General features: G+C 55.4%; 15 protein-coding genes. 5 read left to right on the top strand and 10 right to left on the bottom strand.

Features of this window, described 5'->3' with window-relative positions:
- Together mfd and AC2FNB_RS11590 are read right to left on the bottom strand one after the other, a co-directional pair.
- Positions 1–3,456 (bottom strand): transcription-repair coupling factor, encoded by a 3,456-nt coding sequence (gene mfd, locus AC2FNB_RS11595; protein ID WP_496746447.1) that lies wholly within the window; start codon positions 3,454–3,456, stop codon positions 1–3.
- Between the two features lie 24 nt (positions 3,457–3,480).
- The gene (locus AC2FNB_RS11590; protein WP_480750925.1) at positions 3,481–4,005 is read right to left on the bottom strand and encodes a component of SufBCD complex; all 525 of its coding nucleotides are present in this window, start codon (positions 4,003–4,005) and stop codon (positions 3,481–3,483) included.
- A gap of 123 nt (positions 4,006–4,128) precedes the next feature.
- Here AC2FNB_RS11590 and hemB point away from each other — a divergent pair, with 123 nt between their 5' ends.
- From hemB to AC2FNB_RS11570, 4 genes are all read left to right on the top strand, one after another.
- Entirely contained in the window at positions 4,129–5,127 is a 999-nt protein-coding gene (gene hemB, locus AC2FNB_RS11585; RefSeq protein ID WP_496746445.1) for a porphobilinogen synthase, read from the top strand.
- A 143-nt stretch (positions 5,128–5,270) separates the two neighbouring features.
- A complete protein-coding gene (locus AC2FNB_RS11580) occupies positions 5,271–5,843 on the top strand; it encodes a lipid-binding SYLF domain-containing protein (RefSeq protein ID WP_480750923.1) in 573 nt (190 codons plus the stop codon).
- A gap of 147 nt (positions 5,844–5,990) precedes the next feature.
- The gene (locus AC2FNB_RS11575; protein ID WP_496746443.1) at positions 5,991–8,453 is read left to right on the top strand and encodes a penicillin acylase family protein; all 2,463 of its coding nucleotides are present in this window, start codon (positions 5,991–5,993) and stop codon (positions 8,451–8,453) included.
- Between the two features lie 111 nt (positions 8,454–8,564).
- Positions 8,565–8,960 carry an SgcJ/EcaC family oxidoreductase gene (locus tag AC2FNB_RS11570; RefSeq protein ID WP_496746441.1) on the top strand — a complete coding sequence of 132 codons (396 nt, stop codon included), beginning with the start codon at positions 8,565–8,567 and terminating at the stop codon, positions 8,958–8,960.
- A 3-nt stretch (positions 8,961–8,963) separates the two neighbouring features.
- On the opposite strand, the gene hflX is transcribed toward AC2FNB_RS11570, so the two are convergent.
- The 4 genes from hflX to trkA all read right to left on the bottom strand — a co-directional run bounded on the left by hflX (position 8,964) and on the right by trkA (position 13,522).
- Positions 8,964–10,235 (bottom strand): GTPase HflX, encoded by a 1,272-nt coding sequence (hflX, locus tag AC2FNB_RS11565; protein ID WP_496746440.1) that lies wholly within the window; start codon positions 10,233–10,235, stop codon positions 8,964–8,966.
- Positions 10,235–10,474, bottom strand: coding sequence for an RNA chaperone Hfq (gene hfq / locus AC2FNB_RS11560; RefSeq protein ID WP_005982826.1), 240 nt, complete (start codon positions 10,472–10,474; stop codon positions 10,235–10,237). Before hfq ends, hflX begins: the two co-directional genes overlap by 1 nt.
- Positions 10,475–10,607: 133 nt before the next feature.
- The gene (locus AC2FNB_RS11555) at positions 10,608–12,104 is read right to left on the bottom strand and encodes a TrkH family potassium uptake protein (RefSeq protein ID WP_496746438.1); all 1,497 of its coding nucleotides are present in this window, start codon (positions 12,102–12,104) and stop codon (positions 10,608–10,610) included.
- Positions 12,105–12,145: 41 nt separating this feature from the next.
- The gene (gene trkA, locus AC2FNB_RS11550) at positions 12,146–13,522 is read right to left on the bottom strand and encodes a Trk system potassium transporter TrkA (protein ID WP_480750918.1); all 1,377 of its coding nucleotides are present in this window, start codon (positions 13,520–13,522) and stop codon (positions 12,146–12,148) included.
- Between the two features lie 96 nt (positions 13,523–13,618).
- On the opposite strand from trkA, the gene AC2FNB_RS11545 reads away from it, so the two are divergent.
- Complete coding sequence (locus AC2FNB_RS11545; protein WP_496746436.1) at positions 13,619–14,098, top strand: hypothetical protein; 480 nt, start codon at positions 13,619–13,621, stop codon at positions 14,096–14,098.
- Between the two features lie 14 nt (positions 14,099–14,112).
- Here AC2FNB_RS11545 and ntrX read toward each other — a convergent pair whose 3' ends face one another.
- The 4 genes from ntrX to AC2FNB_RS11525 all read right to left on the bottom strand — a co-directional run.
- Positions 14,113–15,522, bottom strand: coding sequence for a nitrogen assimilation response regulator NtrX (ntrX, locus tag AC2FNB_RS11540; protein WP_496746434.1), 1,410 nt, complete (start codon positions 15,520–15,522; stop codon positions 14,113–14,115).
- Positions 15,519–17,804 (bottom strand): sensor histidine kinase NtrY-like, encoded by a 2,286-nt coding sequence (locus AC2FNB_RS11535; protein WP_496746432.1) that lies wholly within the window; start codon positions 17,802–17,804, stop codon positions 15,519–15,521. Before AC2FNB_RS11535 ends, ntrX begins: the two co-directional genes overlap by 4 nt.
- A gap of 99 nt (positions 17,805–17,903) precedes the next feature.
- The gene (locus tag AC2FNB_RS11530) at positions 17,904–19,271 is read right to left on the bottom strand and encodes a response regulator (RefSeq protein WP_496746430.1); all 1,368 of its coding nucleotides are present in this window, start codon (positions 19,269–19,271) and stop codon (positions 17,904–17,906) included.
- Positions 19,271–20,263, bottom strand: a 993-nt coding sequence (locus AC2FNB_RS11525; protein WP_496746428.1) for a two-component system sensor histidine kinase NtrB, incomplete at its 5' end; no start/stop codon positions are given. The genes AC2FNB_RS11530 and AC2FNB_RS11525, both read right to left, overlap by 1 nt.

Below are 20,263 nucleotides of genomic sequence, written 5' to 3'. Positions count from 1 at the left end.
TCAGGCTTTAACCTTTCTCTTGGTCTCGATCACCTTCTCGGCCAAATCGCGAGCTATTGCAAAGGCGCCCTTGATCTTGTCGCTGTCATTTTTCCAGTCGCGGCGCACGACAATCTTGTTGTCTTTGACCTTTGCCAACCCGCGCTGGTTCTGAATGAACTCCACTAACCCCTCGGGTGAAGCAAACTTGTCGTTGTGGAACTGGATCGTCGCCCCTTTTGGCCCCCCATCCATCTTGGCGATCCCTGCCCGTTTGCACATTGCCTTGATACGAACCACCAGTAGAAGGGTGTTGACCTCCTTGGGAAGAGAACCGAAACGATCGATCAATTCTGCGGCAAAGCCTTCTAGCTCCACCTTGGACGACAGTGACGATAACCGGCGATACAGACCTAGCCGCACATCCAAATCCGGTACGAAATCCTCGGGGATCAGAACCGAAACACCAAGGTTGATCTGTGGCGCCCATTGGTCGTCGGCATCGCTCAGGCCCCCGAGTTCTCCGGCCTTAATCTTTGCAATCGCCTCTTCCAGCATTGATTGATACAGTTCATAGCCCACGTCGCGCATCTGGCCGGATTGTTCCTCGCCCAACAGGTTCCCGGCACCTCGAATATCGAGGTCTTGCGATGCCAGAGTGAATCCCGCCCCAAGCGTGTCGAGCGAACCAAGAACACGCAGCCTCTTTTCGGCGGCGGGCGTCAGCTTCATTCGCGGCTTGGTCGTCAGATAGGCATAGGCGCGGGTCTTGGAGCGCCCTACCCTGCCCCTGATCTGATATAGCTGCGCCAACCCGAACATATCCGCCCGATGGATCACCATCGTGTTCGCGGTCGGAATGTCCAAACCGCTTTCAACGATGGTCGTTGCCAAAAGAACGTCATACTTGCCGTCATAAAAGGCATTCATCCGGTCATCCAATTCTCCCGCCGCCATTTGCCCATGGGCAACCACATAGGTCAGTTCGGGCAATTGGTCTTTCAGGAACTGTTCGATATCCGGCAGATCGGAAATTCGCGGGACCACGTAAAAACTCTGCCCACCCCGATAGTGCTCGCGCAACAATGCCTCACGGATCGTAACTGAATCGAATTCGCTCACATAAGTCCGGATCGCGAGGCGGTCGATAGGCGGCGTTCCAATGATCGACAGGTCACGCACACCGGTCAGTGACAGTTGCAACGTGCGCGGTATTGGCGTTGCGGTCAGTGTCAGAACGTGGATGTCCGACCGCAGTTGTTTCAGCCGTTCCTTATGACCCACACCAAAATGCTGTTCTTCATCTATGATTAGAAGTCCAAGATTGTTGAACCGAATGCCCTTTGCCAGCAACGCGTGTGTGCCTATCACGATATCAACCGTTCCGTTTGCAAGCCCTTCGCGGGTTTGTTGCGCCTCCTTGGCTGAAACAAATCTAGACAATTGCCGGACCTGCAATGGAAAGCCCCGAAACCTGTCCCTGAAGGACGCCGCGTGCTGGCGAGCGAGCAAGGTCGTTGGCGCGATCACTGCAACCTGCAGGCCGGACATGGCGGCCACAAACGCTGCCCGCATCGCGACCTCGGTCTTTCCGAACCCCACATCACCGCATATCAGCCGATCCATAGGAACACCTGAATGTAGATCTTCCATCACGTCCGAAATGGCGCGCAGCTGATCCTCGGTTTCCTGGTAAGGAAAGCGCGCGCTGAATTCCTCCCACGCGTGATGCGGAGGGTCCATGACCGGCGCCTTGCGCAAGGCGCGTTCGGCGGCAATCCGGATCAGGCGGTCGGCCATCTCTCGGATTCTTTCCTTGAGCCGGGCTTTCTTTGCCTGCCACGCACCGCCGCCCAGGCGATCCAGCAAGCCCTCTTCGTGACCGTATTTGGATAGAAGTTCGATGTTTTCGACCGGCAAGTACAGCTTGGCCTGTTCGGCATATTCCAACAACAGGCATTCATGCGCCGCTCCGGCGGCCGTGATCACTTCCATCCCCTGATAGCGCCCAATACCATGGTCAACATGGACAACCAGATCGCCGGGGCTGAGCGACTGGGTCTCGGTAAGGAAGTTTTCGGCCTTGCGGCGTTTCTTGGGCTGGCGGATCAGTCTGTCGCCCAGAACGTCTTGTTCGGAAACTACCGTCAGATCGGGCGTTTCGAACCCATGTTCCAAAGCCCAAACCGCCAAGTGCAGGCCGCGGTTTCCGATCCTTGTGCCATCTTTGACCGGTATCGCCTCGGCCAGACCCTCGTCTTCGATCAGCCCGGTCAAGCGCTCGCGCGCACCTTGGGAATAAGAGGCAATGAGGACCGGCCCTTTTTTCATCTTGTCGTTTATGTGCGAAGCCAACGCACCGAAAAGACTGATGTTTTCCTGTTGGCGTTCGGGTGCAAAGTTACGCCCAATCCGACCTCCGGCATCGATTACACCAGGGCCCGTCGATTGCGGCAACGGATTGAACTGCAAGACCCGTCGATCCGAAACCGCTTTGCCCCATGCGGCATCGTCTAAATACAGAAGCGAGGGAGGCGCAGGTTTGTACACCGTGTCCATTCGTGAACGGTTTTTCAGCGCCAACACCCTCGTTTCATATTGATCCTCAATACCTTCCCATCTCGACAATCGGGTCGGCGTAACCTGATCGTCCAAAGTGATCGTGGCGTCGGGAAGGTAGTCGAAAAGAGTTTCAAGCCTGTCATGAAAGAAGGGCAGCCAATGTTCCATCCCTTGGTGTTTCCGGCCTGCGGTTACCGCTTCATAAAGCGGGTCGTCAGTGCCTGCCGCGCCAAATTCGATACGGTAGTTCTGGCGAAACCGGGTTATCGCGGCGTCGTCCATGATGACTTCGGATACCGGGGCTAGTTCCACCACTTCTAGCTTTTCTGTCGTGCGCTGCGTACCTGGATCAAACCGGCGCGCGCCATCAAGAACATCTCCAAACAGGTCAAGTCGCACCGGTCCGCTTTCACCGGGCGGAAAGATGTCGATTATCCCTCCGCGAATAGCGTAGTCACCCGGTTCCATCACCGTCGGGCTTTGGGAAAACCCCATGCGAACGAGAAAGTTGCGCAATGCAGCCTCGTCTATGCGGTGATTGACACGGGCAGAAAAAGCGGCCTCGCGCAACACATCGCGGGATGGGACACGCTGGGTCGCAGCGTTCAATGTCGTCAACAAAACGAACTGCGCTGGCATCTGATGTGCAAGCGCGGCCAATGTGGCCACCCGAGCCGCTGCGATGTCCGGGTTCGGCGACACACGGTCATATGGTAGACAATCCCAACCCGGAAAGACAAAAACGGGCATGTCAGGTGCAAAGAATGCGAGCGCTGCGCGCATCGCCTCCATCCGCTTGTCATCGCGCGCGACATGGGCCACCGGTGATTTTGTCCTGGCGATTTCGTTCAAGATCAGCTGTGCGTCAAACCCTTCTGGGGCGCCGCCGACTGTCACGTGGTTCGGTGCCTTCATTGTTTTCGCCTTCCTGAATTCCACCTAGCCAAGAACACCAATCGACAGGTTTTGATACATCCCCCAAAGGGATGTTACAAAGATCGATACCATTCCGATGAGTTGAGTGTAGAGGCGGCATCGCAGAAACATCTTCGATATCACCTCCAGGTTCGGCTCTGTTGCCCGGATTCGGCGCGCCAATGACAGGTTCAGCAAGGCGACAAGAGACATAGGAAACGCCAAAAGAAAAACCGCCTGCGCAAACTCGATTCCGTAGTAGAATCCAAGCGTCAGCAACACGGTCAAAAGAAATGATATGATGCCCAACAGCCATACGCCCGAGACATCGGCAATAAAGAGTATCCGATTCACATTGATCCGGACGATATCCAAAAAATCCACCTCGGCCTGCCCCCCGGTGCGCCGGGCGCGCTGGATCAAGTCGTACGGCACGCCCAATACCCAGTGACTTGCCGAAGACCACACCACGGCAAGCGCGATCCAGAACCATAGATTCGAAAAACTTCGCATATCTATGAGTTCGATGATCGAGGAATACCAGTCCAACCGCGTTACCCTTTTATTTCTTCGCCGCAAGGTCGTTCTATTGCGGCCACGCGGCCATTGGTACACTTGAGGCTGGTGGGAATTCATGCCACCCAATGCGCAAATGTGCAAGGAGAGCGAGTCATGAAACCCACTATTGCCCCATTTCCCAACACTCGTTTCCGCCGCGCGCGTCAATCCGAAGCTATCCGAGGCCTTGTTCGCGAGAACACTCTGTCGATCAATGATCTTATCTGGCCGGTCTTTGTTCGTGACGGTGATGGCATCGAAGAACCCGTGCCATCCATGCCCGGCGTCTTTCGCCGCTCCGTTGATCTGATCAGCGATGCCGCAGTCGAGGCGCAGGCGTTAGGTATACCCGCAATCTGCATATTTCCATACACCGATCCAAACCTGAAAACCGAAGACTGCGCCGAAGCATGGAACCCCGACAACCTGTCCAACCGTGCGATCAGGGCGATCAAGGCAGCGGCACCTGACATTGCCGTGATGACTGACGTCGCTTTGGACCCCTACAACATCAATGGGCATGACGGCTATGTTGTGGACGGCGAAATCATTAACGACGCCACCGTCGACGCCCTAGTCAAGATGTCTCTCGCTCAAGCAGAGGCAGGCGCTGACATCATCGGTCCTTCGGACATGATGGATGGGCGTATCGGTGCCATTCGGCAAGCCCTCGAAAACGCAGGGCACAAGAACGTGATGATCCTGAGTTACGCCGCCAAATACGCCAGTGCATTCTATGGACCGTTCCGCGATGCGGTAGGAGCGTCGGGTGCGCTCACGGGAGACAAGAAAACTTATCAGATGGACCCGGCAAACTCGAACGAAGCGTTGCGTCTGATCGAGCGCGATCTGACCGAAGGCGCCGACATGGTGATGATCAAACCCGGAATGCCATACCTGGATATCTGCCGGCGGGTGAAGGAAACGTTCGGCGCTCCGACCTATGCCTATCAAGTGTCCGGCGAATACGCGATGGTTCAGGCCGCGGCGCAACAAGGTTGGATTGATGGCGAGAAAGTTATGCTTGAAAGCTTGCTGGCGTTCAAACGCGCGGGCTGCGACGGCATCCTGACGTACTTTGCCCCAGCAGTTGCGCGGCTTTTGAATGGCTAACAGCTCAATTTCCCGCAATTTTTCGCCTATTGTGCGGATCCGGTGGGCAGCTTTCCCGTGACAGACCCGAGCAATCGGCGTATCCTCGCCCGCAAGACCGGGAAAACTCGGCTTGATCAGGCACCAATACAGAGAAACGAGATATGAGCAGTTCCAACACCTTCCGACTGACCCGTCGCGGCTTTGCCTTTGGCATGGCCGGGCTGACCCTTACCGCAGCTTGCGGGAATGGCGTCGGCAACTCCAACGCGGCGACGATCGATGCTCGGGTCGACGCGACGCTAAACGAAATGTATTCGCGCTATCCCAACACTGTCGAAATTGCGCAAAAAGCCAATGGGATGCTGGTAATGCCACTTATTACCGAAGCTGGCTTCATCTTTGGCGGTGGTTATGGGCGCGGAGCGTTGCGCATCAACGGGGCAACTGTCGACTACTATTCAGCGGTCAAGGGAACGGCCGGTTTCCAGATCGGCGCGCAACAATATGCGCATGTCCTGTTCTTCATGACACAGGACGCACTGAACGATTTCCGCCGCTCAAGCGGATGGACTGCCGGTGCGGATATCGGCTACGTGGTCAGCGACCAGGGGCAAACTTTGACTGCTGACACCACGACCCTGCGCACGCCTGTTCTGGCTGCCATTTTCGGCCAGGCAGGCCTTCAGATCGGTGCGTCTTTGGAAGGTGCCAAATATACGCGGATCATTCCCTGATTTCTGCCCGAATTAAATGCGTGCCGAACGTGATGATTCTTCGGCGCGCGCAGACATTGCGGAACTTGTCGCCAACTCCCCTTCCGGTTCCGGCAAGCTTCCACTAATCTCCGCGCGAATGCGAAACTCAAACCTCACGGGGAGTTCATGGGTCTTCTTTTTCGCTGGTTGATGCGGATCGCGGCTGGCCTCGTCGCTCTGGTCGTCGCCGGTGTGGTATTGGTCTATTTCCTCGCCAGCCAGTCGCTGCCGGAGTACAATAAGTCGGTCAAAGTCGAAGGCCTGACCGCTCCGGTCGAAATTGTACGCGATCATTCGAACGTTCCGCACATCTTTGGCGAGAGCGATCCCGATGTTTTCTTTGGTTTGGGATATGCGCACGCACAGGACCGACTGTGGCAAATGACGGTGATGCGGCGAACTGCCCAAGGGCGCCTGTCAGAGATATTCGGTCAAAGGACCGTTCCGATCGATAAATTGCTCAGGCGGTTTGATCTTTATCGGCTTGCCCAGAAATCCGTCGATGTTCAAGACGACTACACCAAAAAAGCCCTTCAAGCCTATGCTGCTGGCGTCAATGCGCGACTCACCGAGATCAACGAGGATGCCCTGGGGCGCGGCGCACCCGAAATGTTTCTGTTCAACGCTCCTGTCGCTCCGTGGCGCCCCGGCGATAGCCTTGCAATCATCAAACTGATGGGTCTGCAACTGTCCGGCCATTTGGAAGAGGAGGTTTTGCGCGCCCGCGTCTCTCTGATGCTGGACGACCCGGCACGACTGGCTGATATCTTGCCGGATGTCCCTGGGCCGGGCACAGCCGCATTGCCAGAATACGCCGCCCTCTTTCCGGATGTCCCGCGTTACGCCAAAGGCACGGCAATGCTCGCCGACCCCTTGTCACCATTTCCGAAACGGGGTCTGGCTGGCGCGTCGAATGCATGGTCGGCAGCACCGAACCGATCCGCCAGTGGAGGAACTCTGTTGGCCAACGATCCGCATCTTGGGTTTTCGGCGCCTACAATCTGGTACCTTACCCGGCTCGAATTGGAGAATGGTGGAATTATAGGGGCCTCGATTCCCGGAGTTCCGGCCATCATGGTTGGCCGGAGCGATCGTTTGGGCTGGGGGCTGACATCAGCCTATATGGATGATCAGGATCTCTATGTCGAAAAACTCAATCCAGACAATCCCGAAGAGTACCTGACGCCGGATGGCTATAGGTCATTCGAATCGCGCCCTTCCATTATCGAGATCAAGGACGCCCCACCGATCACTCTGACCCTGCGCTGGACCGAAAACGGACCTGTCCTGCCTGGAAGTCACTATAGCCTCGAAACCATAACCCCACCTGGCCACGTTGTGTCACTTGCCTGGACTGTGTTGAGCCCAAGTGACACATCGATGAGCGCCTCATTGGCCTTGATGAACTCGAACAACGTGCGCGAAGCAATACGGTCCACCGAAGCGTTCATTGCCCCGGCACAGAACTTGTCCCTTGCAGACAAGAACACCATAGCCATGAAGCTGGTCGGCGCGATACCCGATCGCGACCCGGCGCACCAAAGTCAGGGCCGATTGCCCAGTCAGGGATGGCGCACAGAAAATCGCTGGCAGGGGCGCGCGCCCTATTCCGAAAACCCCGAATTCGTCTCACCTTCCGGTGGCTTAATGGGCAATACCAACAACAAGATCATCGACAGACCATTTCCAAATCACGTTTCTTTTGTCTGGGGCGACACCCAACGCGTGCAGCGATGGGAAAAACTAATGCAGAACCGCGAGGTGCACACCCGCGACAGTTTCATAGAAGCGCAGTTGGATCCTGTCAGTATCACAGCACGAACGTTATTGCCGCTCATCGGTGCAGATCTTTGGTTTACAGGCGAATCCGCACCCGAGGGCACACCCGAGCGGCGACGACAGATTGCCCTTGCCTTGCTGGCCGAATGGAATGGCGAGATGAACGAGCACCTTCCCGAACCGCTCATCTATGCGGCATGGGTTCGGGCGTTGCAAAAGCGGCTGATAGCTGACGAACTTGGGCCACTGGTCAGCGAATTCAAACATGTGGAGCCACTTTTCATCGAACGGGTCTTTCGCGACATCGACGGAGCATCAGTCTGGTGTGACGTGCGCCAAAGTGCTCCCTTGGAAATTTGCACGGATATGGCCCGCCTTGCCCTTGACGACGCGCTGATCTGGGTAGCCGAAAAGTATGGCGGATCACTAGAGGCGCTGCGTTGGGGGGATGCACATCAGGCGACTCACGATCATCAGGTTTTGGGATCGGTTCCGGTCCTTCGCTATTTCGTCAATATCCGCCAGTCCACCAGCGGCGGGGACAACACCCTCCAGCGCGGCCGCACATCGGGTGAAGGGCCCAATCCGTTCCTCAACGTTCACGGCGCAGGGTATCGGGGCGTTTATGACTTCGCCGATCCGGATAGTTCTGTTTTTATTACCTCCACCGGTCAGTCGGGACATTTCCTGTCGCGCCACTATGACGACCTCGCACAGCTTTGGCGGCGTGGCGAATACGTGCCAATGTCTCTGGATGCCGATCTCGCCAGGGCTGCGGCGGTCGGCACAACAAATCTGATCCCCCGCTGAGTTCAAAAGACGAGGCCTTGGCAATCAATCGCGCGATTCTCGGGAGGACATTTACGAAGCTACCCTCGTTGGCATACTCTTGGCAAACCGACGCGCCACTCGGAGGGGGCAATGGCCAGTGTTCAAGACGTTCTTCAAAACCTTGCACGCGACTATGCAATCGCCTGGAGTTCAGCGGATGCCGATACCGTGGTCTCATTTTTTGCTCCGGATGGAAAAACCTGCGTGAATGGCGGTGACGTCATTCAGGGCCATTCAGCGATAAAAGAACTCGCGCACAGCATTTTTGCTGCCTTTCCGGACCTGGAGATCCGATGCGATATGATGCGCAAAGCGGGCAATCACGCACTGTTTGTCTGGACGATGGAAGGTCACCATGCCGAGACCGGAAATCTTGTCATTTGCCGTGGATGGGAAGAGTGGGATTTCGATTCTGACCTGAAAATCCTAAACGCCAAAGGCTGGTTCAACGCTGAAGACTATCAAAAACAGATCGTTGGCGGCTGAACTTCATAACGCATCAAATCTGGCTTCTTGAATAGGTGTCCACAAAACAGAGAGCTCGAAACCCTTGTCCGATTGAGTTTCGGACTGCACAACGTCTTGTGCGAACAACCATGCCCGCTTGCGGCCTTCGGAAAAACCAAGATGTAACACAGCCTCGTTGCGCACCACTTGAAGTTCTTGCGCTATTGCTGCCAGAAGTGGTTCCACCCCCTCGCCGCTAACTGCGGAGATCGCAAAGATTTTCTTGTCTCGCGCAGCTCGTGCCAAAACGGAGGTTCGTGCTTCGTCTTCAAGCAAGTCGACCTTGTTCCAGACCTCCAACCGTAGTCGATCCTCGGTCACGCCCAATGATGCCAGAATCGCCTCGACATCCTGTGCCTGCGTTTCAGTTTCGCTGTGGCTGATGTCGCGCACATGAATGATCAGGTCCGCGCCCAGAACTTCTTCCAAGGTGGCACGAAATGCCGCGACCAGTTCAGTCGGCAAATATGAAATGAACCCGACCGTGTCCGATAAAATTACTTCGGGACCGTCAGGCAGCTGCACGCGGCGCATCGTTGGATCCAGCGTGGCGAACAGCATGTCCTTGGCCATTACTTCCGCGCCGGTCAAACGATTGAAGAGGGTCGACTTTCCTGCGTTGGTATAGCCCACCAGCGCGACAATTGGATATGGAACCTTGGCTCGCGCTGCGCGGTGCAGAGTGCGGGTTTTCACCACCTTCTCCAATTGCCGGCGCAGGCGAACCAGTTGTTCGTCAATGGCGCGTCGGTCGGCCTCGATCTGAGTTTCACCAGGACCGCCGACAAACCCAAGCCCCCCACGCTGCCGTTCAAGGTGGGTCCAGGCCCGGACTAGTCTTGTGCGTTGATAGCTAAGCGCGGCCATTTCGACCTGCAGCACACCTTCTCGGGTGCGGGCGCGGGCACTGAATATTTCAAGGATCAAGCCCGTTCGGTCCAGGATCTTGACCTTCCAAGCATTCTCGAGATTGCGCTGCTGTACCGGTGTCACCGGGCCATCAATCAGGACAAGCTCGATCTTGTTTTCGTGAAACCGGTCACCCAGCTCTTCGATCTTGCCACTGCCAAACAGATAACCGGGCTGCGCTCGCTGCAAGCGCACAATATCGTACCCGATTACGTCCAGATCAGGCAAAGCTGCAGCAAGTGCTACAGCTTCTTGCAGCGCCGGTCCCGGAAGACGACGTTCATCATCTGACTTGATATCCGGATGCAGCACCCACGCCCGGGTGAGCGTCCTGTCATGTTCCATCAAGAGGCGTCTTCGCCCTCATAAAGGTTAATTGGCTGCGACGGCATGATGGTCGATATCGCGTGCTTGTAGACCAACTGCGACTGTCCGTCGCGGCGCAACAATACGCAAAAATTATCGAACCAGGTAATCACACCCTGCAATTTAACACCGTTGATCAGGAAAATCGTAACCGGAACTTTAGCTTTCCGTACGTTATTCAGGAACGCATCCTGAAGATTCTGTCTGTCCGAAGCCATATTTTTATAATCTCGCCATTGTTCTTGCTACGCGCTGCGGACCAACGCGCTCCCTCTGGCGCAGTATGAAGTGCCGCGACAGGATATTCCAGACGAAAAAAGGAAAAGCATGACGTGACGTCAAGCAATTTCTTTAGGCGCGCCACAGGGATGGGGTCAAAAGTGCAATTATTGCCAGTGTTTCAAGACGACCGATTATCATTGCGGCACAAAGCGTGAATTTTGCTCCCACACCGAGCTCGACGAGCCGGATCGGTATTTCGGTGGCGGTTTCAATCAGCGGTCCGGCCGTCGTCAGTGAAGCGATCGTTAGCACCATAGATTGCTCGAAACTCGACCCCAAAACAGAGAACACAATGGTGAAAACGGTCAACGAAATCGCAAACAACATGAAAAAGATCCAAGCAATGAAGGCCCCATCGCGTTGAATTCGCCGATGTCCACCTGCCGTTCCGCTGATCGAGGATGGGTAGATCAACCGCTCCATCTCACGCAGCCCGTTAAGGTAAAGTGCAAAAACACGCAAAAGCTTCACGCCCCCAGCAGTAGTGGCCACACCACCACCGACCATGGCGAGCCCCATCAGAATCATTCCCGGCGTTCCCAGCCCTGACCATTGCTGTGCCTCAGCCCAATCGGAACTGACAAACCCTGTCGTCGTCAGAAAAGAGAGCACAGTGAACATACTGCCCCACAAAGACCGTAATCCTAACTCCGCATTCATCTCAGCGTTGACGTCATAAGCACCCAGCCAGTGCCTGAAAAACAAGATGAGTGGAACGGATACCACAAAAAGCAGACCCACGCGAAATTCGGGGTCTTTGTCCAGACGCGAGTAACCCGAAGCCGCAGTATCAGACGAAAAAGTCAGACGTGACAGGGCAAAGAACAAAAACAGAAACAGGATCGCTTCGCCGGTCAATCCCGACGTCGACCCTTCGAGACCGCCAACTGGTGATATCCCGGAAGTGGCCATGATTGACATCGCATGGCAGATTGCAGTCAAGCCTTTTTCGCCTGCAATCAGAAGCAGAACCCATATGACACCAGTAAGACCGGTATAAACTGGAACGAGCGTTCTTGAAATCTTAAACAACCGCCCGCGAGGATCGGCTCTTTCACTTTGCACCACGCCGAAAACAGCACGCCCTGGCTCCCCCTTGGCCGTTACTTCAAATCCGCCCAAGGACAAAGGCGCCAAGATAGCAGAGGCGGCAATCCACATTAGCAGCCCCCCCATCCAGCCCACCTGAGCGCGCCACAGATGCAACGGCGCAGACAGCCGTTGAGGATCAGGAAAAACATTTGCACCGGTCGTCGTCAACGCGCTGACCATGTCCAGATAGGCATTGAGAAAAGTCGTTGTGCCCAATGCGTCGTGGAGGGGAATTGCCAAAAAAATCGGCATGAACGCAAACGTCGCAAGCAGCGCGGCCAGTTGGCCCAAAGTACCCCGTTTCGGAAACCGGTTGAGCATTGCCAGCGCAACCATCGCCACAATCACCAGTCCAACCAGACCCGAATAAAAAAAAGACCGAGATGTTGGATGATCATTTAGCGCCAGCGAATAGCTGGCCGGAATCCACATGGAAATCGATGCAATTCCCCAAATAACCAGGAACAGCGGCATGCGCCGCAAGTACCCGATTTTTTGCTTTGCCCGGACCGCCATCAGAAAAAATCGATTGAAACCTGCATGAGCCGTTCGACCTCGGCGACATCGTCGGCCATGGCGAAAATCGCCAAAACGTCTTTTTCTTCGATCCGAAGGCTTCCGGTTGGTCGAAGAACCTCGTCACCCTTGCGCACAGCTCCGACAAGTACGCCTTCGGGAAAGTCGATATCGCGCAATTTTTGACCTGCCATGGGAGAGGTCGACAAAACCTCTGCCTCGATCACTTCAGCCTCGGCATCGCCGATCGAATAAACCTGGCGTACACGGCCATGGCGAATGTGGCGCAGGATGGAACTGACTGTGGTCGCGCGCGGGTTGATATACGCATCAACACCCAAGGGGCCCATCAGCGCCACCATACTCGGGTCGTTGACCAGCGCGATGGCCAGCGGACATCCGTCAGCCTTTGCCCTAACGGCCGCGAGCATGTTGGTCCGGTCATCATCGGTCACCGCCAACATTGCATCAGCGCGTTCGATTCCCGCTTCTTTGAGAAGCGCGGAATCAAGGCCGTCTCCATTCAGAACAATGGTACGTTCCAGCGCTTCGGCTGCCCTTTCCGCACAACGTCGGTCGCGCTCAATGATCTTGACCCGTACCCTTCCCTCACGCTCCTCCAGTGTCTTGGCCACTTCCAGACCGACATTTCCGCCGCCGACAATCACAATCCGATCCTGACGTTTCTGGGTCTTGCCAAAAACTTCCATGGTTCGATCCACGTCTTCCACTGCGGTAAAAACGTAGCATTCATCGCCGACGAAAAGTTGATCATCAGGTTCGGGTGCGAACAGCGAACCGGCTCGTCGGACGCCGACAACAATAGACTTGAGGGTTGAAAACAGGTCTGTCAGCTGCCGCAATGGCGTGTTGATGATCGGGCAAGCCTCTTCAACTCGGATGCCCAAAAGCTGCGCCCGACCGCCCATGAAAATCTCGGTGTCAAACGCTGCAGGTGCAGATAAACGGCGCATGGCAGCGGCGGCCACTTCGCGCTCGGGGCTGATAACCACATCGATAGGCAGGTGGTCGCGCCGGTACAAATCCGAGTGGATTGCCTCGAGATAGGACTTCGCCCGTAAACGCGCTATCTTTCGTTGGATTGAAAAAACCGAATGGGCCATCTGACAGGTGACCATGTTCACCTCATCTGAATGAGTTGCCGCAATGATCATATCTGCGTCTCGCGCACCTGCTCGCTCTAACACATCCGGATAGCTGGCAAAGCCCGCGATTCCCTGTACATCCAGCGTTTCCGTGGCCCGGCGCACAAGGTCGGGATTGTTGTCAACGACCGTGACATCGTTCAACTCTCCGGAAAGGTGACGCGCGATCTGCCATCCGACCTGACCTGCGCCGCAAATGATGACCTTCATTTCTCTGGCCCTTCTGCCTGAGCGTTTTGAATGACAGATGCAATTCTGGCGGTCAATTCAATTGTCTTAAACCCATGGTTGAGGCAATGTAAGCTAATGAAAACAGTGATCCCCACCAGCTTGCTCATCCTCGCTCTTACGGCCTGCGGTCCGCTGTCTCTGTACTATCGCGAAGGCGCATCAGTTTCGAAGATGCAGACCGAGACCACTGATTGTCAGATCAAGGCGCTCCGAGACGCTCCGGTCGCAAACCAGGTTCGCCAAAGCCCACCAATCTATTACCCTGGCCGAACCGTCTGCAACAGCTCTGGCCAATGCTACACAACCGGCGGTTGGTGGCAGCCGGGGCACCTCTATACCGTCGACGTCAATAAGGGCCTTCGCAATCGCGTCGAGGCACAGTGCATGGCGCAAAAGGGCTACCGGCCGGTCAGCCTTCCGCCTTGCAGGCAAAACGTGAAATCTCTTGTTCCGGCGTCTCGGACAACGACCTTGCCGCCACTGGGCGAAGGGGCGTGTTTTGTCAAATTCGACGATGGCACATTTCAGATCATCACCCCGCAACAAGCGGGGTGACTCTTTCATGTCTCCTATTCTGCCGGTTCCGTTTCGTCCACATGCGCAACTCGGGCACCGGATTTGTTGGATGTGACAACTCCAAGCGACTTCAACTTACGATGCAACGCGCTACGCTCCATCCCGACAAAGCTTGCGGTCCGACTGATGTTTCCACCAAAGCGGTTGATCTGCGTCAAAAGGTATTCCCGCTCGAACGCCTCGCGTGCTTCACGCAAAGGCAGTGTCGCCAACGCCCCGGACAAAACGACACGCCCTTCGTCTTCGGCACTTTGATCCTCGTTAGGAAGTTCCCGCGCTTCGATCACGCCGGCGCTCTCCCCTAAGATCAAAACTCGCTCCACCAGGTTCTTGAGTTGCCGCACATTACCCGGCCAGATCATCGTTTGCATCAGGGCAACGGCCTCGTCGCTAAGCTCACGTAGTGGCAATCCCTGTGTTTCGTGACACATGTCGATGAAATGCTGCGCCAGCATCGGAATGTCTTCTCGCCGCTCTTCCAATGAAGGCACGGCCACCGGAACCACGTTCAGCCGGTGATACAGTTCCTCACGGAAGCGCTCCTCGCGAATTTCGTTTTCAAGGTCCCGGGTTGTCGAAGAGATCACGCGAAGATCAACGCGAACCTTGTCTGTTCCGCCCACTCTTTGAAATTGCTGATCGACCAGAACGCGCAGGATCTTTGACTGCGTACCAAGCGGCATGTCGGCCACTTCGTCGAAATAAATCACACCTCCATGCGCTTCCTCCAGTAACCCGGATTCTATGCCGCGTTCAGAAGATTCACGCCCAAACAGCACTTCTTCCATGCGCTCGGGCTCCATCCCCGCACAATTAACGGTCACGAATGGAGCGTTTGCGCGATTTGAATGGGCGTGGATATAGCGTGCGGCGATTTCCTTGCCTGAACCCGCCGGTCCTCGCAACATTACTCGCCCATTGGATTTCGTGACCTTGTCCAACTGGTTCTGCATCGTACGGAAGGCAGCGGACTTACCGATCATATCGGAACAACTGACTTCGCGCCGTTTCAGCGCGGCATTCTCGCGCCGCAGACGCGATGTCTCCATCGCGCGCCGGATGACAACCATCAACTGATCAATGTTGAAGGGTTTTTCTATGAAATCATAGGCACCTTGTTTGATTGCAGCCACCGCAATTTCTATATTGCCGTGCCCGGATATGATCACAACCGGTACATCGGGATTGTCGCGCTTCACCGCTTTGAGGATATCAATCCCGTCCATCCGGCTGTCCTTGAGCCAGATATCCAGGATCAGCAGCCCCGGCGGCTCGGAATTGATTGCCGTCATACATTCATCCGAATTGCCAGCCAGGCGGGTGGAATACCCTTCGTCCTCCAGGATATCGGACACCAGTTCGCGAATATCGCGCTCGTCATCTACGATCAGAATATCACTCATGATTGGCCTGCTTTCAAATTGGGTTTAATTGCCTGCTTTTGTGGTTCGGATCTCGGGTCGCTCCGGACCCTTGGTAAGCGGATCACGGCCATTGCACCGAAATGGTCCTGTCCGTCGAAAACCGGCGCATCCTCCAGGGTGAGATTGCCGCCGTGTTCTTCAATGATCTTCTTGACGATGGGCAAACCGAGCCCGGTACCTTCGTCTCGCGTAGTCACATAAGGCTCAAACAGTCTCGCCCGATCCTCAGGTAACCCAATGCCGTTATCGGCTATCGTGATTTGGACACCATCGGTAAGCTCCCTCATCGCCACGCGGATTTCCGGAGCATGATGTTCAAGGACGCCATTTTTCCTAAAAGTTTCTATCGCTTCTCCGGCGTTTTTGATAAGGTTTGTCAGTGCTTGATTGAGCATCGTCGCATCCACATCCACAATGATGGGTTCTTCAGGAAGATCCGCCTCGATTCTGACATCCGGTTGCCCTGCCTGCTGTAACAGCACGGCTTCCCGAACCAACTCGACCAAATCTTCTTCGTGCCGGTCCGGATCTGGCATTCGCGCAAATTTGGAGAACTCATCGACAATACGCCGTAGATCATTGGTCTGACGCACGATTACATCCGTCATCGCCGTGAGAACATCACAGTCTTCCCCATCAAGCTTATGCGAGAATTTTCGTTTTATTCTTTCAGCACTTAACTGAATTGGCGTCAGCGGATTCTTGATTTCGTGTGCAATCCGTCGGGCCACATCGCCCCAAGCAGCCATACGTTGTGCACTGACCAGATCAGTGACATCGTCAAAGGCGACCACATAGCCCTCAAGTCTGCCATCCTCGTTACGCCGAGTCGACATTCGAACTAACAGATTTTCCAGCCGACCCTTCCGGGTCACTTTGACTTCTCCCTGAACAGTCTCCTGCGTCCCGATTTCCAGTGTTTCGAAAAGTGGCAGGAACTCTGGTACCGCAACCCCCAAAGCCAGACTCTGTTCATCACCCGTCCAATCGAGCAAGCGTTCTGCCGATCGGTTCACAAAGGTGATCTTTCCGCCCGAATCCAGCCCTACAACGCCAGAAGTAACCGAGCTCAAAACCGAATCGAAGAGCCTACGCCGGCGTTCGATTTGTTGCGTGTTCTCAAGCAAGGCGTCGCGTTGGCCTTTAAGTTGTCGCGTCATCTGATTGAAGTAGCGACCCAACATCGATATTTCATCATCTCCATCACCTTCGGCCACTTGCACGCTCAAATCCCCTGCCCCAACACGCTGTGCCGCCGTTGTCAGCCAGCCGACCGGGCGCGACAATCGTTCAGCGAACCACATGCCTAAGGACACCGCAGCCAGAATAAGGATGACCGCAAATCCCAGATACAAAAGCCCGAATTCAAAAAGAACCTTGCCGCGCTCACTTTCCAGTTGCTGGTAAAACCGCACTGTTTCCTTTGTATCATCCAGAAGATTTAGTATTTCGCCGTCGACTTCCCGGCTCACATACAGATAGCGATCCAGATACACTTCCAGGGGAACAAGCGCACGGAATTCGTTGTTGCCCCAGTCTTGGATGATCAGAAAGCCTTCATCGTCCGATTGTACAATCTCATTGTTTGTTGGTTTTTCAAAATTGAATAGGTAAGAACGATCTCCCCGTGCTCGGATTTCACCTGTTCCGTCGATGATATAGGCTTCGCGTAATCCGCGTTGTATCTGGCTTTGGCCCTGCGCCAGCACTTCGCGCAGCTCGGCGTCAGTAACAAAATAGTTCAATTGACGCGCCCGATCGAGAAAACGTGCAAGAACAATCGCGTCTTGGCGCAAGCCTTCGCGGTGCTCCAGTTCATAGGCTTCGGCAGCGGACAGAGATGACCCAACCACCTGGCGCACTCGATCCGAAAACCAGCCTTCCAAACCAATATTGATGGTCAGCCCCGCAAAGATCGCAACTGTAACCGTCGGGACCAACGCCAACAACGTGAATGCGCCAATCAAGCGCAAATGCAGGCGCGACCCGGCCGACTTGGCGCGGCGTGCCACAACCAAACGCCCCAGCTGCCCCAGCACCAATGCGGCAAGGAACAGGACGTAGACCAAATCTGCCAGCAAAACGAGCCGCAAGGCCGATGCGGAAGCGCCAAGATCAAATGGACCGATGACAAGATACGTTGCAAAGGCCAGAACAGGCCCTAAAAGAACAAGCCCCAACGTCCCGAAATTGCGCAATCTTCTGGACTTGCGCCACCGATTGATCGATGGGATTGACCCGTACTGTGACCGGGATACCACCTGCTGCCCTCATTCTGATGTGCCGCAAAAGCGGCTTACCGCAATATTTCGTGGTCTTTGCCGGGTGGACACCCAGCTGCCACGGTTTGTGTGGCGATATTACATCAGTTTGCGGCGTCGTGTCACCTCTATATCGAGTTCTGTAATCTTTTTTCGAAGTGTATTCCGGTTAATCCCCAGAAGGTCTGCACATTTTGCTTGATTGCCTCCAGTCGCATCCAACGCAATTTCAATCAACGGCGCCTCGATCTCTCGCAGAATCCTTTGGTACAACCCAGGCGCAGGCAGCATATTTCCATGCAGATCGAAATATCGGCGCAGGTGGCGTGCTACCGAAGCTGACAATTTCTCCTTATCGCCGCCACCCAGTACTGGCTCAATCTCTGGCTGACTGCCCAGTACCGCTTCGACTTCCGAACGAGCGATCTCGTTCCCTCGGCTTGTCAGGCCCAGCCTCCGAACCGCGTTTTCCAGTTGCCTCACATTTCCGGGCCACGAATACCGTCGCACGAGATCGAGTGCCTCTTTTCCAAGCCACCGTTTCGAAGAGGTGTCATTTGCCTCGCGAGCCAAAAAATGTTCAACCAATAGGGGAATGTCGTCAACCCTTTCGCGCAAAGCCGGCACATGGAGTGTCGCCCCGCATAAGCGGTAATAAAGATCCTGGCGCATGCGTCCACCTTCCATCGCTTCCGCCAGATCGCTTTGGCTGGTGGCAATGAACCTAGGAATGTGATCGCCTGGAGAATCGATCATCCGAACTATCCGCGCCTGAATATCTTCCTCGATATCCGCCACCTCATCGATCAACAATGTACCGCCGCGAACCCGGGCCAGAACACGCGCCGGGCCGTCCAGTTCCCGCAGATCTGCGCCGGTAACAGTGATAAACGGCAAGGTTCGACGGTCCGAAAAGTCATGAAGGGCCCTGGCGATTAGCGATTTACCGGTGCCGCTTTCGCCCGAAATCATCACCGGCAAATCCGTGTTCATTACCCGCGCCACCAACCGGTACAAGGCTTGCATGACCGGTGTACGTCCCACCAAGGGCAGTTCTTCGGGGCGTTCACTGCGAGCATCTCGCAGTTCTGGAGGCGAACGTCGCTTTTGCTCCAAGGCGCGAGCCGTCCGCTTCATCAGATCTGGCAAATCGAACGGTTTCGGCAAATAGTCATAGGCTTCTGCCTCGGCCGCCTGAATGGCCGTCATGATCGTGTTTTGCGCGGAAATCACGATTACCGGCAGGCCAGGCCGGTCCTGGGCGATCTTCGGCAGCATCTCCAACCCGTTGCCGTCCGGCATGACCACGTCGGAAATGATGACATCTCCCTTGCCCTCGCCGACCCATCGCATCAACGTGGTCAGCGAACTGGTTGCGTGAACTTTGCACCCCGCCCGCGTCAGGGCCTGCGTAAGAACCGTTCGGATCGTACGGTCGTCGTCGGCGACCAGAACTGTGCCATCCATCAAATGTTCTCCTCTGGGTTCGCATCGCGCGGAGCGCGGCGAAGTGACAAGCGGAATACGGTTCGCCCTGGAACCGAATCCACCGATATCCATCCATCATGGTCGGAAATAATTTTGCTGACCAAAGCCAGCCCAAGGCCCGTTCCATTCTCGCGCCCGGACACGAACGGATCAAAGATGTCGGCCTTGATGTCTTCCGGCAACCCCGGCCCATCATCGACTATCTCGATCTGCAATGGAAGTGAATGCCCGGACCCGTCGCTTCGTCGCAAGCGGAAGGAATGTTCAAAATAGGTACGCAGTCGTATTGTGCCGCCTTCGCTTCCCGCCGCTTCGGCGGCGTTTTTCAGCAGGTTCAAAACGACCTGCAGCAACTGGTCCGGATCGCCATAAGCCATTGGCAAAGACGGGTCGTAGTTCTCGACAATCGCCATGTTCGCCCCGAAACCCAGCAATGCCGACCGGCGTGCCCGATCCAATACATCGTGAATATTGACGGGTTTGAGACCCGGGGGCGAGAGGTTGCCGAACTGCTCAACCTGCTCCAGCAGTTTCACGATCCGCCGACTTTCCGCGACGATCAGATCCGTCAATTCAAGGTCCTGAGGGTCCACATTCATCCCAAGCAGTTGAGCGGCACCGGTAATACCCGCCAGGGGGTTTTTGATTTCATGAGCCAACATTTCGGCCATTCCGATTGCAGACTGCGCGGCGGACTTGACCGAGTGATTCAGAGTCATCCGCCCCGAAAGCTCTCGCGGCGAGATGGTCATGATCATCGACCCCGGTTGGCCAACAAGCGGAGCAATCTGAAGAGCACATTGCAGCGGGCTACGGTTGCCGGAACCTACATCGACATCATTGACAAAAAGAGGGGTGCCGTTTTTGCGCGCTTTCACAAACGCGGGCTCCAACGGAGCATTCACCGCGATCTGATCCCAGACGGGTTCACCGATGACAGATTTTCGTGAGGCGTTAAGAAAACCTTCACC

The sequence above is a fragment of the Ruegeria sp. BHSB058 genome (genome assembly GCF_059613285.1).
This window is presented reverse-complemented; position numbering and strand designations above follow the sequence as displayed.

Coding starts and splice junctions, on each gene's coding strand:
- mfd (WP_496746447.1), bottom strand. CDS start 3,456: ATGAAGGCACCGAACCACGTGACAGTCGGCGGCGCCCCAGAAGGGTTT.
- hemB (WP_496746445.1), top strand. CDS start 4,129: ATGAAACCCACTATTGCCCCATTTCCCAACACTCGTTTCCGCCGCGCG.
- AC2FNB_RS11580 (WP_480750923.1), top strand. CDS start 5,271: ATGAGCAGTTCCAACACCTTCCGACTGACCCGTCGCGGCTTTGCCTTT.
- AC2FNB_RS11575 (WP_496746443.1), top strand. CDS start 5,991: ATGGGTCTTCTTTTTCGCTGGTTGATGCGGATCGCGGCTGGCCTCGTC.
- AC2FNB_RS11570 (WP_496746441.1), top strand. CDS start 8,565: ATGGCCAGTGTTCAAGACGTTCTTCAAAACCTTGCACGCGACTATGCA.
- hflX (WP_496746440.1), bottom strand. CDS start 10,235: ATGGAACATGACAGGACGCTCACCCGGGCGTGGGTGCTGCATCCGGAT.
- hfq (WP_005982826.1), bottom strand. CDS start 10,474: ATGGCTTCGGACAGACAGAATCTTCAGGATGCGTTCCTGAATAACGTA.
- AC2FNB_RS11555 (WP_496746438.1), bottom strand. CDS start 12,104: ATGCCGCTGTTCCTGGTTATTTGGGGAATTGCATCGATTTCCATGTGG.
- trkA (WP_480750918.1), bottom strand. CDS start 13,522: ATGAAGGTCATCATTTGCGGCGCAGGTCAGGTCGGATGGCAGATCGCG.
- AC2FNB_RS11545 (WP_496746436.1), top strand. CDS start 13,619: ATGAAAACAGTGATCCCCACCAGCTTGCTCATCCTCGCTCTTACGGCC.
- ntrX (WP_496746434.1), bottom strand. CDS start 15,522: ATGAGTGATATTCTGATCGTAGATGACGAGCGCGATATTCGCGAACTG.
- AC2FNB_RS11530 (WP_496746430.1), bottom strand. CDS start 19,271: ATGGATGGCACAGTTCTGGTCGCCGACGACGACCGTACGATCCGAACG.